Source organism: Actinomadura sp. GTD37 (genome assembly GCF_041951365.1).
Classification (GTDB): domain Bacteria; phylum Actinomycetota; class Actinomycetes; order Streptosporangiales; family Streptosporangiaceae; genus Spirillospora.
On sequence record NZ_JBGNUS010000006.1, the window covers coordinates 441,291 to 454,982 of the forward strand.

Annotated in this window: 9 protein-coding genes and 1 pseudogene; 4 read left to right on the forward strand and 6 right to left on the reverse strand. The window is 70.5% G+C overall.

The window, feature by feature from the left end:
- The first annotated feature begins 837 nt into the window (after positions 1-837).
- Both ACA511_RS29590 and ACA511_RS29595 read left to right on the forward strand, forming a co-directional pair.
- A complete protein-coding gene (locus tag ACA511_RS29590; RefSeq protein WP_375027922.1) occupies positions 838-1,491 on the forward strand; it encodes a response regulator transcription factor in 654 nt (217 codons plus the stop codon).
- A complete protein-coding gene (locus ACA511_RS29595; RefSeq protein WP_375027923.1) occupies positions 1,491-2,744 on the forward strand; it encodes a sensor histidine kinase in 1,254 nt (417 codons plus the stop codon). The genes ACA511_RS29590 and ACA511_RS29595 overlap by 1 nt, the downstream gene beginning before the upstream one ends.
- Before the next feature lie 508 nt (positions 2,745-3,252).
- Here ACA511_RS29595 and ACA511_RS29600 read toward each other — a convergent pair.
- The 3 genes and pseudogenes from ACA511_RS29600 to ACA511_RS29610 form a co-directional block, all read right to left on the reverse strand.
- On the reverse strand, positions 3,253-4,254 hold the full coding sequence (locus tag ACA511_RS29600; RefSeq protein WP_375028084.1) for a Tn3 family transposase: 1,002 nt from the start codon (positions 4,252-4,254) through the stop codon (positions 3,253-3,255).
- A gap of 74 nt (positions 4,255-4,328) precedes the next feature.
- Positions 4,329-6,278, reverse strand: a pseudogene (locus ACA511_RS29605) (DUF4158 domain-containing protein); the annotation flags it as partial.
- A 383-nt stretch (positions 6,279-6,661) separates the two neighbouring features.
- Positions 6,662-7,870, reverse strand: coding sequence for a hypothetical protein (locus tag ACA511_RS29610; protein ID WP_375027924.1), 1,209 nt, complete (start codon positions 7,868-7,870; stop codon positions 6,662-6,664).
- 312 nt (positions 7,871-8,182) lie between these two features.
- Here ACA511_RS29610 and ACA511_RS29615 point away from each other — a divergent pair, with 312 nt between their 5' ends.
- Positions 8,183-9,292: a tyrosine-type recombinase/integrase gene (locus ACA511_RS29615; RefSeq protein ID WP_375027925.1), complete on the forward strand. Its 1,110-nt coding sequence runs from the start codon at positions 8,183-8,185 to the stop codon at positions 9,290-9,292.
- 548 nt (positions 9,293-9,840) lie between these two features.
- Here ACA511_RS29615 and ACA511_RS29620 read toward each other — a convergent pair.
- From ACA511_RS29620 to rsgA, 3 genes are all read right to left on the reverse strand, one after another.
- The gene (locus ACA511_RS29620) at positions 9,841-10,353 is read right to left on the reverse strand and encodes a GNAT family N-acetyltransferase (RefSeq protein ID WP_375027926.1); all 513 of its coding nucleotides are present in this window, start codon (positions 10,351-10,353) and stop codon (positions 9,841-9,843) included.
- Positions 10,350-11,087: a class I SAM-dependent methyltransferase gene (locus ACA511_RS29625; protein ID WP_375027927.1), complete on the reverse strand. Its 738-nt coding sequence runs from the start codon at positions 11,085-11,087 to the stop codon at positions 10,350-10,352. The genes ACA511_RS29620 and ACA511_RS29625 overlap by 4 nt, the downstream gene beginning before the upstream one ends.
- 68 nt (positions 11,088-11,155) lie before the next feature.
- Positions 11,156-12,232, reverse strand: a complete 1,077-nt coding sequence (gene rsgA / locus ACA511_RS29630; protein WP_375027928.1) for a ribosome small subunit-dependent GTPase A — start codon at positions 12,230-12,232, stop codon at positions 11,156-11,158.
- A gap of 335 nt (positions 12,233-12,567) precedes the next feature.
- Here rsgA and ACA511_RS29635 point away from each other — a divergent pair, with 335 nt between their 5' ends.
- Entirely contained in the window at positions 12,568-13,680 is a 1,113-nt protein-coding gene (locus ACA511_RS29635; protein WP_375028085.1) for a winged helix DNA-binding domain-containing protein, read from the forward strand.
- The last annotated feature ends 12 nt before the right edge of the window (positions 13,681-13,692 follow it).

Consider the following 13,692-nt stretch of genomic DNA (forward strand, 5'->3'; position numbering starts at 1 on the left):
GCCGGTCTGGGCTTCCGGGGTTGGGTGTCACAGATCCTCCTTGGTCATCCAGTGGTGTCGCGATGTGCGGTGTCGTGCCGGCCCGGATCGGCGCCTCGTGGGATCTCCGTGAGGCGCCGATCGTCGGGGCTCGGTTCAGCTCAGGGGTCGGGGATCGTCGGCGAGGTCGGGCCGGCGGGAGTTGCCGGGGTACCCGGGCCGCCGGTCACCGGCGGCTCAAGCCGCGGCGGGTGGACGCCGTGGCGGGGCACGGACGGCGGTTGTGGAGGCGTCGGCAGCACGCTGCCCTTCGGAAGGAGGGCGGCGCAGGCCCGTACTGCCGACTTGTATCGGGCGGAAAGGAGATTCACGCCGCTGCCGGTGAGATTCACCCGCCCGCCGGCCGTGATGGTGATGCTGGGAAAGCCGGGTTGTCCGTGCGTACGCATGCAGGTGCTGAAAGACCGGACCACGTCCGCCCTGCCCGTGCCGGCGGCGCCGATCTTCGTCGGTGACTCTCCGGGCTTCTCGGCGGTAGTGGCCGCTCCTGTGCGGATGGCCGCTGTGTCTGCTTCCGTGCGGACAGTCGCCGCGGTGCCGCGAGTGGTCGCCACGGCTGTCACCGGCACCGCGGCGGCGCTGGCCGCCGCGATCAGCGCGAACGCCGCGCGCCGCCGCCCGGATCCCCGATGTGGTCGTGGTCGAATCAACATGGGTGTTCCTCCTCGATAGGTCGAGATCGCTGTCGGGAGGTAGTCGACCGCAATGCCGGTTACCGGGCGGGAACGGCCGCTGTTACCACGCTGTAACCGCTTCCTGCGCGATGCTGGAGCCGATTCGGCGGCAAGGAGATGGACGATGCGTGTGCTGGTAGTCGAGGATCACCGTGGGCTCGCCGAGACACTGGCGGCCGGGCTCCGCCGCGAGGGTATGGCGGTCGATGTCGCATGGAACGGCGCGGCGGCGCTGGAGCGCACGTCGGTCAACCGCTACGAGGTCGTCGTGCTCGATCGTGACCTTCCCGTCCTGCACGGTGACGAGGTCTGCCGATCCCTGGTTGCCGGGGGCTATCCAGCGCGGGTACTCATGCTGACCGCCGCCACCACGATCGAGGATCGGGTGGACGGCCTGAGCTTCGGAGCCGATGATTACCTGCCCAAACCGTTCGCCTTCGCCGAACTGGTCGCTCGGATCCGGGCGCTGGCCCGGCGATCGCAGCCGGCGCTCCCTCCGGTGCTGGTCCACGGCGACCTCAGGCTCGACCCCGGGCGCCGGGGGGCGACGCGGGCCGGCCGACGGCTCGAGCTGAGCCCGAAGGAGTTCACCTTGCTTGAGTTGCTGCTGGCTGCCCAGGGCAGGGTCGTCTCCGCCGAAGAACTCCTGGAGCGGGCGTGGGATGAGGCCGCCGATCCGTTCACCGGCACGGTGAAGGTGACGATCAGCCGGCTTCGCCGCAGGCTCGGCGATCCGCCGATCATCGAGACCGTGCCCCAGGCCGGCTACCGAATCTGATGGGCACCGAAGACCTGGCACCGGCCGATCCGGAGCGCGCGAACTCGATACGCGGCCGTCGGCGATGGACCATCCGGCTGCGGCTGACCCTGCTGTACGGAGCACTGTTCCTGGGGACCGGCGTGCTGCTGCTGACCGTCACCTACGTGCTGACGGCTCACTCGTTGCCGTTCACGCCCGTCCGCCCTCCGTCACCGCCCCGGCCGGCCGGTCCGGTCGACGGACCGCCGGTTCCCGGCGTCTCCGTTCCAGACCTCGATCTGAACGGCCGGTTAGGCCGCCAGCGGGCTGAGGACCTGCGGCAGCTCCTGGCGGCGTCAGGTCTGGCGTTGATGATGATGACGTTCGTCTCCGTCTGGCTCGGCTGGCTGATGGCCGGGCGCGTCCTTCGCCCGCTGCGCACGATGACGGCGACGGCGCGGGAGATCTCGGCGCGCAATCTGCACCAGCGCCTCGACGTAGGTGGACCGGATGACGAGATCAAGAACCTGGCCGACACCTTCGACGGTCTCCTCGGCCGGCTGGAGGCCGCGTTCGAGGCCCAGCGCGCTTTCGTGGCCAACGCCTCTCACGAGCTTCGGACACCGTTGACGTTCGAACGGAGCCTGCTCGAGGTCGCCCTCGCCGATCCGGACGCGGCGGCCGCGGACCTGCGAGCCACATGCCGACAGGTACTGACCGGCAACCAACAGCAGGAACGGCTGATCGAAGCGCTTCTCACTCTGGCCCGCAGCCAGCGAGGTCTCGACCGCCCGCAGGACACGGATCTGGCGGCGATCGCCGCCGACGTCGTCGAGCCCGCACACACCGACGCAGGCGCTCACGGGATACGAATCGAGCCGGACCTGAACCATGCCGTGACATCGGGCGATCCGCATCTGGTGGAGCGGCTCTTGACCAACCTCGTGGACAACGCCGTGCGCCATAACGTGCCCGGTGGCCGGGTGAGCGTCTGGACCGGCGGGCACGCCGGGCGACCGGCGCTACGCGTGACCAACACCGGGCCGGCCGTTCCGCCGGAGCAGGTCGACGACATCTTCCAGCCCTTCCGGCGGCTGGACAGTACCCGGACCGGCGACGGCGAAAGCGAAGGTCTGGGGCTGGGGCTGTCCATCGTCGCGGCGATCGCCACGGCACACGAGGCGGACCTCGGCGTGCAGCCCCTGCCCGAGGGCGGGCTCGACATCAGCGTCGTCTTCCGGCCGGACACACTCACAGGCGAGGACTTCGGCGACTGCCTCAAGCCGCGATGAGCTCGGTCCGCAGCTTGTGGGCGCCGTCCGGACGCGTCGCCTCGTAGCACAGCCGCCATGCCCGGTCCGGAAGCTGAACCCGACGAGGTAGCGCAGCCCGCCGCCGGCGTACGGCGAGGCCGCGACCGGGAACGGTGTCCTGCTGTTCGAACACGCCGAACCCGCGTGGCGACGCCGGTGCACTCCTCGTGGTTCTCGGCTGCGCCAGCCCGCCCATCGCAGTAGGCGACGGTCTCGCCAATCCGCCACCGCACGCCCCGGGAGCCCCAGCGGCCGCGGCGTCCGTTCGGCACCGTCCCGTGCCAGGTCCACTCCACGCCGTCCGCGCTGGTGGCGTAGTCGGTCACCATCTGGTCGGCCTCGTCGGGGTCGGCGAGCGGGAGGCAGGAGGCCCAAGGAGTCGGGCATCGCAAAGCGCCTGCACACAGGAGCCGGGCCTGCGTTTCGTCGCAGGTAATGCCGACCGACAGCACCGTCCGTTACCACCAGTCACCAGAACTATGCAGAGCTACTCTTCATCTGGTCGCACGGACCCGTGGCCGCCGAGCGGCAGGCGCTTGGCCACGTCCAGGCGTACCTCGCCGTAGGGCTGGACGTGCTGCCAGAACAGGGGCGTCAGGCCGCGCTGGTCGGCGGGTTTGAGGAGCTTGGCCCACTGCGGGTCGGCGAGGACGTCTTGCAGCATCAGGGTGTTGATGTAGACGAGCGCGGCCTGCAGGATGCGCAGGCACAACACGGTCATCTCCAGTTCCTCGCGCCGGTTGGTGGCGATGTCGCCGCCCTTGCCGTTGAGGATGACCGAGTTGGCGCCGTTGGAGGCCTCCACCACGTTCAGGCCTTCCTGGATCTCCCGCTGGAGTTCGCGCAGGCGCAGGTAGCGGGCGACGAAGCAGGTCTTCTGCGCGCGGCCGACCTCCAGCATGGCCTGGTAGACCGGGTGGGAGGCGGACTCGGTGAACCGGCGCAAGATCGCCTCGGTGGAGGCGGTGCCCTGCTTGATCGCGGTCGCGTACTTGATCATCTGATCGTAGTTCTGCTCGATGAGCTCCCACCGGATCGGCCGGGTCATCGCCGTCGCCAGCCGCGGGTACCGGTCGCTTTCGCCGCTCTCCACCCGGTAGAGCCTCACCTTGTTGATCTGCTTGATGCGCGGCAGCAGGTCGAAGCCCAGCAGTCGGGTGACACCGAACCCGATCTCGGTCTGGCCGTGCGAGTCGACGTAGTTGCCCTCGACCTTCATGGTGGTGCCGTGCCGGACCGCGCCCTCGATCATCGCGGGGACCTCCGAGGCCGAGGCGCGCAAAGTCTGGGAGTGCACAACCATCGACCCGCGCTCGATGTGCCAGTAGATGAGGATGCCGCGGCCCCCGTACCGCGAGTGCCACTCGGTGAAGATGTTCTGGTCGTAGGCGCGCACGTGCGTGGAGTCGGAGGCGACGGTGGTGGTCCCTTGGCCCCACAGGGCGGTGTCGCGGGCGGCGAAGGTCGCGTTCGCGATGGCGATCGCGATGTCGGCGGCGACCTGGGGGTCAGGTAGCGGCGCCGGACGTAGCGGATGTCGTCCTCGCTGTGGGCGTGGCCGCCGGCGGCGACCGCCCGGATCCCGGTGTTGGTGCCGTACCCGAAGATCGCCAGCATCAGGCGCTCGGCCAACACCTCGGGCGCCAGGCTGGAGCTGCCGGCCACCGAGGTGACCGCGTCCAGGCAGCCGGTCCGCAGCACCGCCTCCTTCAGCATGTCGATCAGCGGGACCGCGCCCCAGCGGTGCCCCACCTCCTTCTTGATCTTGCGGAGGTTCCGTGGCTCCTCGGCTGCCTCGATCTTCGTCAGCTTGATCGCGCCGGACTTGCGCTCCTTGATCTCCACCCAGTCCAGTGTGGGCAGCGCGGTGTCCAGCGCCTCCAACTCCGCGCGCATCTCCGCCTTCAACTCGGCGATGAACTGCTTGGGGTCCAACGGCTTGCGCAGTTCGGCGTAGTTCTCCACGCGGCGCGCGGCGAAATCGGCCGGCAGGTCCTGCTCGGGGTCGCGGAAGGAGTCCGCGCCGACCACCCAGACCTCCTTGCAGCGCAGCGCCTCGCGCAACGCCTGGAAGGTGACGATCTCGTACACCATCCGCACCACCCGCCGACGCCCGCGCTTGTCGCGCTTGAACACCAGGTCCTCCCACTGGCCGGCGGTGCCGCGATGCTCGGGCACTCGCTCGGCGCGCGGGTAGTAGGTGGTGTTGCCCGCCTTGGCATACCGGCGGACCAGCTCCAGCGCCTCGATCACCGGCTGGTAGGCGGTGTTGTTGCTCTTGAACTCCAAGGTGTCCAGCAACGCGATCAACCCGCGCCGGTAGTGGTTGGTGTAGGAGGCGCGCAGCGTGGTCTGCACCGTGGTGCGGTAGGCCGGGCCCTTGGTCTTAAACTCGTGCACCAGGTCCTTCAGCGTCTGCTCCCCGCCGCTCACGGCCGGGAAGATGACCGCCCGGACCGGATCGTCGGGATGCCCCAACGCGGCGTTGGCGACCCGGAACAGGATGTTCTCCTTCCCAGTCACCCGCTTAAACGCGTTGATCAGCTCCTTGGTCACCTTGCTGTCGGCCCGCGCCTTGATCCGATGCACCGTCGCGATCAGCAACTCCACCAGCGTGTCGGTGATCTCCCGCTCACGCTCCACCAGCAACGCCGCCAACAGCAGCACCGCCAACTCGCGCGGATGCGTGCGCAGGTGAGAGGGAGCCTCCACCGCCGCCCGCGTCCGCCAGGCCGCCAGCACCTTGGGCGCCACATCGGCGAATACCCCCTCCGGCACGCCGATCGACCGCACCGCCTCCAGCTTGCGGATCTCGGTCATCATCGACTCCAGGCTCACGTTCCCCGGAGCCGACTTGATCAGCGCCAGCACACTGGAGCCGTCGTCGTCCTCGGCCGCCTGCATCACCTCGGTTTCAGCGCCGTCACCATCGTCGGTGTCCTGTTCGGTGTCATCGTCGATGCCGACCAGGGCGCAGATTCGCTGCGTGGCCGCCGGACCCAGCCGCGAGGCAATCCGCGCCGACCAAGTGACCTCCGCGTTGTGCAGGGCCGAGGCCTCGATCCGCGAAACCCGGCCCGGAGTCGGCGGTTCGATCCGCTCCTGACGCAGATGCTTCAGCAACTCCTCCCGCACCCGTTCTGGCCGATGCTCGGCATGGGCGACGTTCTCCGCCAGCCACACCGTGACCTTGTCCGCATCCGCAGTCGTACAGACCCGAAACCCCAGATGCGTACGGATCTGACTGCGGTGGTACTCGATCGTGGAACCAGACCACTCGTAAAGCCCCAGCTCCGAGGCGGGCACCTGGACCTGCTTGGCCACATGCCCCACGACCTCGTCGGCCAGCTCCGAGCGTCCCCGCGGGAACCGCCCGTGCCGGGTATAGAACTTCAGCAAGATCGCGAAACCGAGGCGCGTCGCGCCACGCTTCCCAGCGATCAGCTCCCGCTCCTCGTCCAGGACCGTCCAGTGCTCGACCAGCTCGTCGATGTGCATCGGGGGGTGCGTCATAGCCGCCCAGCATCAACCAGCCAAATCACAACAAGATCAAACCCCGTTTGGGGCTCATGACACGGTTCTTACCGGCACCCCGCTACCGCTAATTTCTGTACTCAGCCTCCTCGCGGGCCCCCTCACCCCGGGCTACCGCCAAAATCCGGTCCGATCCTCCTCACGGGCCAGTTGGCATGCCGCACTGAGCGGGGCCGCCTCCGCAGCCTTGCCGCAGCGCGCGGAACAGAGCAGGGGGCGCGCTCATCGACCAGGTCGATCGCACAACGAACCTGGTGCGCAGGGCCGCCTCGCCCACGGGCTCTCAGGCGGCCGCGGGTCCAGGTCCGACTCCCATGCCCGGTTGGTGGCGGGTGGTCCCGGGCCCAAGATGCCCCGCCTGGTCATTCTCCCTGTGCGCCAACCGTGCCAGAAGGTTCGACATCCGTTGCCGCGCCTTCGGCTCCGGGCGGCGAGACGAGGTTCGCCTGGACCGCCTGCTCGGCGCGCACGGCCCGCTCGCGCTGCTCGCCTTCGGCGGATCGGGCGGCGTCCCGTTCGCGTTCCAACACCTGCCGTTCGGCGTGATGCGCGGCCTTGCCGGCGATCAGGTCGGTGCGGGCCTGGTCGCGTTCGCCGCGCATCCGTTCGGCGGCGCCGAGGGCGCTCTGCCGCTGCTCGTCGGCGTGGCGTACCTGGTCCGCGGCGGTGTCACGGACGGCGGCGGTCTCTTGCTCGGCGCGTTCCAGCCGCCCGGTGAGGTCACCGATCGTCGTGTCCTTCCCGGTGAGCAGCTGGCGGGCGGCGGCCAGGTCGGCCGTGGCGGTCTCCAGCCGGGCGGCCCGGTCCTCGCGTTCGGCCCGGACGCGTTCGACCTCGACCCGGAGGCGTTCGAGGTCGGCCTGGACCTGGCCGAGCCGTTCCTCGGCCTCGGTGAGACGCCGCTGGGCCTCGGCCAGGGCCGCGCGGGCCTGGTTCCCGCTGGCGACGGCATCCTCGGTCTCCTTCTCCGCCTTGCTCCTGGCGGCCTGCTCGGCGGTGGCGACGCGTTCGGCCAGCCGGGCGCGCTCGTCGGCGCCGTCGGCGCGCTCGCCGGCACGCCGGGCGTCCCCGCGGGCGTCGGCGGCCTCGGTCTGGGCGGTCCGCTCGCGGCGCTCGGCGGCGTCACGTGCGGTTTCGGCCTCGGTCGCCTGGGCGGCGGCCTGGACGATGGCGGCTTCCAGTTCGGTGTTGCGGGTCAGCAGGGTCTCGCGGAGGTCGGTGAGGTCGCCGGTGAACCGCCGGTCGCGTTCGGCGGCCGCGGCCAGCAGTTCGGCGTGCCTGCGACGCTCGGCCTCCTCCCGTTCGGCCCAGGCGATGAGGGCCTGCAGCGGCTGTTCGACGATGGCGCCGACGGCCGACTCGCGTGCCCGCCGGGCGGCCTCCTTGCAGTCCTGCCCGCCCGGCCCCTCGCCGCCGCGGTGGTACTCGCGGCGCCGACCGGTGGCGGCCGGCGCCGGCAGCGGCCCTCGACAGTGCCTGCACCGGCCGTGCGGGGCCTCGGGGGGCGCCGTGACGGTGCGGGCGGCGCCATCGGCGGTCGGTGTGGGCGTCTGCTCGGGCTGATCAGTCACTTCTCCATCATGACCTGTTTCGGGGGCTGATGCTTGTGAAACCACGATTCCCTTTCGTGGTTTACGAAACGCGGAAGCTGCGAGGCGGCTAGATAGGGTTAATAAAACGTTAACCCGTACCAGCTCGAAGATCATCCGGCTATGCTTCGGCCCATGACACCCGCGATCGATGACTCCGGTCCGAACGAGGGCTGGAGGCGATCACCAGATCGAACGCACTCCGGCCCGCGCTGACACCGGCTCGATGACACGACCAGCGCTAGTGGCACACCCACTCCCCCGGCCAGACCAGCGATCCCTGAGGAGCACCCGGTGACCGAACACGACAGCGGCGGCCACGTCCCGCCGCCCCACCGCTCCGCCGCGGTCACCGCGATCTCGCCGACGCCGCCGCCCTCGGACCGGACGCTCTCACCGCAGGCCGCCGCCCGCATCGCAGCCGGGCTGGCCGACAACACCACCCGCGCCTACACCCGGCACTGGGCCACCTACATCCGCTGGTGCGAGCTGACCGGACGGACCCCGCTGCCGGCCGCCCGGGAAACCCTCGCCGAGTACGTGCACCACCTCACCGGCACCACCACCCAGTACGGAAAGCCGCCGGCGCCGTCGACCATCGACACGATGCTCAGCTGCGTCCAGTCCGCGCACAAGATCGCCGGGGCGGACTGCGACGCCCGGCTGGCCCGGATGGCGCTGCGGGCCTACCGCCAGGAGCGCGCCCGGCACCCCGACCCTCAACTGCGCTACAAGCGGCGGAAGGCCCCGGAGATCGACGTCGCGGCGCTGCGCGCCATGATCGAGGCGATCGCCGCGGCGGTGGCCGCGGGCACCCTGCATCCGCTACGCGCCGAACGCGACCAATTGATCCTGGTGCTCGGCTTCGCGATGATGGGCCGCCGTTCAGAGGTCGCCGCCCTCGACATCGAAGACCTGGACTTCAGCGACCGCGGCCTGACCATCACCGTCCGATTCTCCAAGACCGACCAGGACGCCGCCGGAACCGAGGTGTTCCTCAAACGCGGCCGCCATACCCGGACCTGCCCGGTAGAGCTCGCCCGCGGCTGGCTGACCACCCTCGCCGACCGCGGCGTCACCCGTGGACCCTTGCTGCGCGGCATCGACCGTCACGGCAACCTCGCCGGCGCCGGCCGGTTCGCCGGACGCGGCTCCGGGCGCATCGACGACGAGACGCTGAACACCATCGTGCGCGACGCCGCTCTGCGCGCCGAACTCGACAACGCCGCAGCCCACACCTTCCACGGGCTCCGCGCCGGAAGCGCCACCAGCGCCGCCGAAGCAGGCGCCGCCCCCTCGACCATCCAAGAACACGGCCGCTGGAGCAGCCTGTCGATGGTGTTCATCTACTGGCGCCGCGGCACCGCCTGGACCAACAACGCCCTGGACAACGTCGGCCTGTAGAAGGCCAGGCAGGACAACCAGGAACGCGCGCGGCCGTCCCCTTATAGGGCCCGATCAGGCCCGTGGAGCGGGCTTGATCGGCGCTGCAGCGCCCACACCTGGCGAGGCGCCCGCCAGGACGGACAGTAGCCAGGCCCGCCTCCGACGGGAGGGCGGCTCAGCCAGCAGCTCTGTTGGCTGCACCGAGTACAGCCTTACGACGTGATGCGTTCTATGGAGTTCCTGGCTCAGGACTTTGGGTTCGGGTCGGCATGACGTGCCGATGTCGTCTCCTGGAGCGGCATCGGGTGGGCATGCGGGACCAGATGCACCCGTCAGTGCTCATCGTGGGTGGCGAGCCTTTCGATCATTTTCAACTCTTGGTCGATTTCGTAAGGACGGCGCGGGGCGGCGCGCTTGAGTCGATCCGGTCCGCGTCCCGCGGAGACCTGGACGGCTGTCGCTCAGGGGCGTCACCGAGGGTTTCGGCGACGCCCCTGACGGGTCGATCGGCGGTGCGGCGGCCCGAGCGCGCTCCGGGCCGCCGCACCGCGTACAAGAGCGGGCGATCAGACGCCGAACGACGCCGCATAGCGGATGACGCCGCTCGGGACCGGCCGCTCGGGGTCGAGGGCGAGCGCCATCATGTACTTGTCCTCGACGTCGAAGGGCGGGCGGATGCCGAACCCGGAGGCCGGGGTGAAGCCGAAACGCGGGTAGTACTCGGCGTGGCCGAGCACGACCACCAGGTTCTCGCCCTGCTCGCGGGCGGCGCGCAGGCCGGCGCGGATGGCGGCGGAACCCGCGCCTCCCCGCTGCTGCTCGGGCTTGACCGCGCACGGGCCCAAGGCGAGGGCGGGCGCGTCGCCGACGTGGCAGCGGGTGAACAGCGCGTAACCCGTGAGATCGCCGCCGGGGGCCTCGGCCAGCCAGGACAGGCCGGGCAGCCACGCCTGCGGGTCGGCCCGCAGCGCTTCGATGAGGTCGGCCTCGTGCGGGCTCGGGAAGGCGGCCAGGTTGATGTCGCGGATGGCGGCGACGTCGTCGGAACTCTCGGGACGGGTCGTCCAGGAAGTGCTCATGGTCGGGTTCGTCTCCTCGTCATTCTGCGGGTGCAGGACGTAGCCGGTGTACTGCGCGTGGTGTTTTCCCGCAGGGTGGCCGCGACCGCCTCGCGCATCCCGGGGGCGGCCAGGTCGGCTGCTCGGGCGCGCTGTGACAGCGGCGTGTAGTACTCCTCGAACCAGTCGCCGTCGGGGAGCGGATGCTGCGCGGCGACGGCGTACCCTGCGGCGTGCGCCGCGGCGATGTTGCGCTCTCGTGTGCGCAGCGGATACGGCTGCTCCCAGAACGCGCGGGCTTGGGGTGATGGGGAGTCGGTACTCCATTCGCATTCGGTGACGACCAGTCGGCCGCCCGGGGCGAGCAGCCGCCGCCAGGAGCGCAGCGCGGCGTCGAAGCCGATGAAGTACGCGGAACCTTCGGCCCAGATCAGGTCGAAGCCTCCGTCGGGGAAGGGCAGGTCCGCCATCGACGCCCGTACGGTGTGGACGGCGAGGCCGCGATCGGCGGCGGTTCGTGCCAGTGCGTCGAGGTACGGCTGGTGCAGGTCGACCGCGGTGACCTCGGCGCCGGCCTGGGCCAGCACCAGCGGGGAGCGGCCCGGCCCGCAGCCGATGTCCAGCACGCGCGGGCGGGGCGGCAGTTGCCCGGCCAGGGACAGCAGGTGGCGGGTGGTCGCGTCGGAGCCGGGGCCCTGACGTGCCAGGTCGTCGTGCAGGGCGACCAACGCCGCCACTGTCGGGTCGTGCGCCATTTCGGGCATGGTGGCGCGGGCTCCTGGTGAAGGATGAGCGGCCGGCGAGAACGGTGGGACGCGGCCGGTCACGGCTGCTGGTCCCGGAACCGGTAGGTGGCGCGCAGGTGACTGGTGATGGCCTTCTGCCGGTTGGCGCGCTCGTCGCGCAGCCGGGCATCGGTACGCGAGGCCGCCCAGGCGTTCTCCCGTTGCAGCTTCCGATAGCTGCGCAGGCGACGTTCGGGCAGTTCACCCGCCTCGATGGCGGCCTGGACCGCACATCCCGGCTCGGTGTCGTGGGCGCAGTCGCCGAAGCGGCAATCCGCGGCGAGGTCTTCGATCTCGGCGAAGACCTGCTCCAGGCCGTCGGCGGCGTCGTGCAGGCTGATCCCGCGCAGGCCGGGCGTGTCGATGAGGACCCCGCCGCCGGGCAGGGGGACCAGCTCGCGGCGGACGGTGGTGTGGCGGCCCTTGCCGTCCTGTGCCCGTACCGTGCCGGTGGCCAGCAGTTCCTCGCCGAGCAGTGCGTTGGCGATGGTGGACTTGCCCGCCCCCGAGGGGCCGAGCAGCACGGTGGTGCCGTGCAGCAGCGCGGCCAGCGCGTCGATGTTGTGGCCTGTGGCGACGCTGGTGACCAGGATGTCCACGCCGGGGGCCAGCGCGGCGGCCTCGGTGTGGACGGACTCGGGATCGGTGGCCAGGTCCGCCTTGGTCAAGACGATCACTGGTCGCGCCCCGCTCTCCCAGGCCAGGGCGAGCAGCCGCTCCAGTTTGGCCGCGTCCAGCGGCGCGGCCAGGGACAGCGCGATGACGACCGTGTCGACGTTGGCGGCGAGCACCTGCCCGTGGGAGGACTTGGAGGCCGACGAGCGCACGATCGCGCTGTGCCGCGGCAGGAGTGCCGCCAGGTGCGGCTCGGCGCCCGGACGCAGTGCGGCCCAGTCGCCGGTGCAGGGCGTCAGGAGCGGGTCGGGCGGGTGCGGCGCGGTGAACGTGGCCCGCACCGGACCCGACGAGGTGATCGCCGTGCACCTGCCGCGGTCGACGCGGGAGATCCGGGCCGGTACGAGGCCCGCTTCGTGATGTTCGATGAAGGCTTGGTCGAGAGCGCCGGTCCATCCGTACCGGGACAGGCCGGATGGATCGGTGTAGGCGTGTGGCAACGTGAGACCCTTGCGATGAAGGGGCCCCGACGAGACGCGGAATCACCCCGCCCGAGCAAGCTGGCGGCTCAAGGCTGGGGGAAGAAGTAGGTCAGACCGGGGCCCGGGACGTGAGGTTGATCCGGGCGTTGCACGTGGCAACGGTCTTCACCGCGGTCATGCAAACCTCACCTCCCTCCCACGTAGATCCAATACCGGGGAGGAGCCTAGCACCCCGAGCAGGGTCGGTCATATCGCTGCCGTCTCCGATGAGGTGACGTACACCGCTGCCCGGCCTGGTCGCGTCCGTGACGGGGGGAATTCTTCCGCCCCCTACGCTGACCCATGTGACACCGATGCTCACTCGCCGCGCGCTCAACCGCGCCACGCTGGACCGGCAGCTGCTGCTGGCCCGTTCGACACTGCCCGTGGTGGAGGCGGTGGAGCATCTGGCGGGTCTGCAGGCGCAGACGCCGCACTCGTGGTACGTGGGCCTGGGCGTACGACTGGAGGACGTGCGCCCGGAGCAGATCGCGCAGCTGCTCCTCGACCGGCAACTGGTGCGCATCGCGTTGATGCGTTCGACGATCCACCTGGTGAGCGCGCGCGACTGCCTGTGGCTGCGCCCGCTGGCCCAGCCCGTCCTGGACCGCGACCTGTTCTCCAACCACACCCACGGCGAACCTGTCCAGGGCTTGGACATGGACGAGTTGGTCGCCGCCGCCCGGCCGTTGCTGAAGGAGAAGCCGCGTACGAGCAAGGAGCTCGGCGCGCTGCTCGCCGAACACGGCCGGACGGCGGGAGGATGGGGCGACCGGCCCCCGGCGTCGCTCGCGTACGCGGCCCGCAACAGGATGGCGTTGGTGCAGGTGCCGCCCCGGGGTGTGTGGGGGCGAAGCGGGCCCATCGCGCACACGACCGCCGAGGAGTGGCTGGGCCGGCCTTTGGCGGCCGACTCCTCCCTTGAGGAGATGGTTCTGCGTTACCTGGCGGCCTTCGGCCCCGCGTCCGTGAAGGACGTGCAGAAATGGTCAGGGTTGACGCGGTTGCGGGAGGTGGTGAACCGGCTGCGTCCCCGCCTGGCCGTCTTCACCGACGGCGACGGGCGTGAACTGTTCGACGTGCCCGACGCTCCCAGGCCCGACCCCGATATCCCTGCGCCGCCGCGTTTCCTGTACGACTTCGACAATCTGCTGCTGTCGCACGCCGACCGCAGCCGCGTCATCACCGACGCCTTCCGCGCGCAGAACTACGCCACACGCCGTCCGCTGCCCGGCATCGTGCTCCTGGACGGGTTCACCGCCGGTGACTGGCAGCTGGAACGTGAACGGGACACCGCGACGCTGCTCGTCCGGCCCTATGAGCAGCTCGCGTCGCGGGACAAGGATGCGCTGGCCGAGGAGGGCGAACGGCTCTTGGACTTCGCCGCCGCCGACGCCGCCACTCGCGACATACGCTTCGAATCCTGATGGGCCGCCGTT